Origin of the sequence: Pseudochrobactrum sp. AO18b (assembly GCF_000409565.1) — a bacterium.
Taxonomy (GTDB): domain Bacteria; phylum Pseudomonadota; class Alphaproteobacteria; order Rhizobiales; family Rhizobiaceae; genus Pseudochrobactrum; species Pseudochrobactrum saccharolyticum.
Window position 1 is genome coordinate 1 of record NZ_ANNO01000407.1, and the last position, 2,321, is coordinate 2,321.

Sequence of the window (2,321 nt, forward strand, 5' to 3'; positions counted from 1 at the left end):
AAGGTCGCGCGGCGTGATACTGTGATTGAGGCTTATGCCGATATATTGATCCGCGAAATTCGCCAAGCGGGGCAATATCTGACTGAACGCCCGAAAGCTGTGCATCTGCACTGGGGTGGTGGCACACCAAGCATTTTGGGCGGTGAGGGCATTGCCCGTATCACGCAAGTGCTGCGTGAGCAGTTCGATTTTGCGGATGATATGGAACATGCCATCGAGCTTGATCCGCGCAAAGTTGACAAGAAACTGTGCCGTGATCTGGCGCAGGTTGGTGTCAACCGTGCCAGCCTTGGCGTGCAGGATCTTAATGCGGATGTGCAGCAGGCCATTGGCCGTGTGCAGCCGATTGAGCAGGTTGAATCTGCGGTCAACTCGCTGTGGCAGGTTGGCATAACCAGCCTGAATTTTGATCTTATCTACGGCCTGCCTTTGCAAACGGTCGCTACATTGCGTGAGACTTGCAAACGTGTGGCGGCATTCCGTCCGAGCCGTATTGCCTGTTACGGTTATGCGCATCTGCCTGCGCGCCGTGCCAATCAGCGGCTGATTGATACCAGCCTGTTGCCCGATGCCGATGCCCGTTTTGAGCAGGCGCAGATCGTCGGTGAGACATTTATGGCTATGGGTTATGAGCCGGTTGGCATTGATCATTATGCCCTGCCGTCTGATGCATTGGCTGTGGCCGCAAAGGCCGGACAATTGCGACGCAATTTTCAGGGCTACACGGATGATGACTGCCCGACACTGCTCGGTTTCGGCGCGTCGTCTATCTCGCAGTTCCGTGAAGGATACACGCAGAATATTGCCGATATCGGTCAGTATAAAGCTGCTGTGCTGTCAGAACGGGCACCGGTAACGCGTGGCTATGCATTTAACGATTCTGACCGCTTGCGGGCGCAGATCATTGAAAAGCTGATGTGCGATTTCCGTGTCGATCTGAATGATGTCGCAGCAGGTGTGAATTTTTCTGATGAACTCGCATTGCTGCGCCCGCTGGCTGCCGATGGTATCGTCACAGTGCAGGGTTCAGTGATTGTGATGGCACCGGAACATCATTCGCTGGTGAGGCTCGTCGCAGCAGTATTTGATGAGTTCCGTAAGGAATGTGCACATAGTTTTAGTATGGCCATATAAAACCGGCCGGGTTTCAGCATGGTCATCTGATTTTGGCCATGGAAAGAGCTTCGCATTAGCCGCGGGGGCGCGGGCAGATGCGGAGAGGGCAGAGACTGCAGGCTGAAGGGGTAAGCTTCAGCGCGGATTTTGCCTGCAAGAGGCATCGCCTGATCTGCCACGGGGGCGCGGCGGATCAGTGCGATGCTTTTTTGTATTCAAAAGCAGTGCAAATTATATGTAAACCTGCCTGATATTATTGGAAAAACTATATTTTCGCGGGGCGTATAATCCCGTCTCAAGACGCATTATTCAGGCGGCATACTACCTCTTGCCGCATTGCTGCTGTGCTTTCCTCATGCGATAACTATTTGAACTGTTAAAAAAGTCTTAATTCTCGTATAATTGAGATAGCTTCACGGGAGTTTCCCGCCTATGAAGCGAAGCAGTTATGTCTGTGCATCAATGCAGATATACTCAGATTTAGTTAAGGATGGTGGCAGAAAGTCATGTTGTTCAGACGCAGAGAACCCTTGAGTTACAGGGAGCGCCTTCGCACGATGATCTGGCCGCGCCGTTCTTTCTCGCGCTCAATGCGCTATATGGGCAAGCGGATCACCCGTATTACTGCCAGCCCGCATGCAGTTGCGGCAGGTCTGGCCGTCGGTGTTTTTGCGGCTTTTACCCCGTTCTTCGGTTTCCATCTCATTCTTGCGATTGTTCTCGCTTACCTCATTGCCGGTAATATTGCTGCCGCTGCGATCGGTACGGCACTGGCAAATCCGCTGACAATTCCGTTTATCTGGGGCGGCACCTATGAAGTCGGCCGGATGATCGTTGATGAAAACGGTCAGGCACAGGCATTACCGCTGACCCGAATTCTGGAAAGCGAAATTTTCAAGCAGATGAGTTTTGCTGAACTGTGGCAGCCGATTTTGAAGCCGATGCTGTTCGGTTCGCTGGTGCTTGGTCTTGGCTGTGCGCTGGCTGTTTATGTGGCAACGCGCTGGGCAACGATCAGCTATCGTCATAAGCGCCTGCAGCGTATTTCATTAAAGAAAAATCTGGCAGAGCAGGGCGCTTCCCGATGATTATTGGTATCGGTAGTGATCTGATTGATATCCGCCGCATTGAAAAAACACTTGAACGCCACGGCAGCCGCTTTACGGAGCGGGTGTTTACGGAGCGCGAGCGTGCCAAGGCTGCAA

At 52.7% G+C, this 2,321-nt stretch carries 2 protein-coding genes and 1 pseudogene; all 3 read left to right on the forward strand.

All coding sequences use genetic code 11. From position 1 onward, the window contains the following. Window positions 1-1,134 (forward strand): oxygen-independent coproporphyrinogen III oxidase (gene hemN, locus A918_RS0115660; RefSeq protein ID WP_022711968.1); only part of this gene is annotated, 1,134 nt, incomplete at its 5' end. A 488-nt stretch (window positions 1,135-1,622) separates the two neighbouring features. Continuing rightward, entirely contained in the window at window positions 1,623-2,204 is a 582-nt protein-coding gene (locus A918_RS0115665) for a DUF2062 domain-containing protein (protein WP_022711969.1), read from the forward strand. Then, window positions 2,201-2,321, forward strand: a pseudogene (locus A918_RS20760) (4'-phosphopantetheinyl transferase superfamily protein); the annotation flags it as partial. The gene A918_RS0115665 and the pseudogene A918_RS20760, both read left to right, overlap by 4 nt.

Excerpts from the sequence above, each read along its gene's own strand:
- A918_RS0115665 (WP_022711969.1), top strand. The coding sequence starts at position 1,623 with ATGTTGTTCAGACGCAGAGAACCCTTGAGTTACAGGGAGCGCCTTCGC.